Consider the following 743-nt stretch of genomic DNA (forward strand, 5'->3'; position numbering starts at 1 on the left):
GCAGGAAGACCGAATTAAACCGCTACCGAAACACCTGCGGTGGAGTATCCTGAAACGCGGGGATGTGGATCATCTAACAACAAACCAGCTCAAGGCATTGGCGGAACTGCTGGACCAAGGCTTGGATACGGCAACGGCGTGGCGTGTCAAAGAGCGGCTGCGCTGGATTCGTCTGGCAAAGACGCCACGGGCGGCCAAATGGCGGATTACTCGATTCATTGGCTATGCCCGTGAGTTGGTTGGTGAAAGCCCACTTCTGGAGCCTGTCCGCAAGGCGTTGGCGACCCTGGAAAAGCACGCCGAACGTGTAGTTCGTCGATGGACATCCATCTATACGAATGCCCGCATGGAGGGCTTGAACAGTCTATTTCAGGCAGTCAGGGCAAGAACCCGTGGTTACCGAAACACGAAAACCTTCATTACCATGATTTATATGATTGCCAGCCTGGCGGGTTCTATTCTCAAATCCACATGAAACGTCGAAGAGCCTTGATACGATCTACAGGTCTTTTCATGCTCAATCAATCAGCCCTTACAGGAGAGGTGCGTCTAGAAACAGCATCATCCTGCTGAAAGGTCTCGAAACAGGCGTTTTACACCGTTATTGAGGTTCTGCTTGCTCCTACCTCGTTATCTACGCATTAAGACCAGCCAAAATCATGGTGTGTTTGCCCCCCTGAGGCGCGCAGACCCCCACCTTGACGGGGTTGGCTGCCTCTATCTGGGGATTTTGGTTTTAGCAA

1 protein-coding gene is annotated in these 743 nt (G+C 52.4%); it reads left to right on the top strand.

The features are described 5' to 3' along the window. A partial coding sequence (locus ACOCD2_RS23700; RefSeq protein WP_419626262.1) for an ISL3 family transposase occupies positions 1-475 on the top strand: 475 nt, incomplete at its 5' end. Positions 476-743: the final 268 nt, after the last annotated feature.

This window comes from Thiolapillus sp. (genome assembly GCF_048562965.1).
GTDB classification, from domain to species: domain Bacteria; phylum Pseudomonadota; class Gammaproteobacteria; order Chromatiales; family Chromatiaceae; genus Thiolapillus; species Thiolapillus brandeum_A.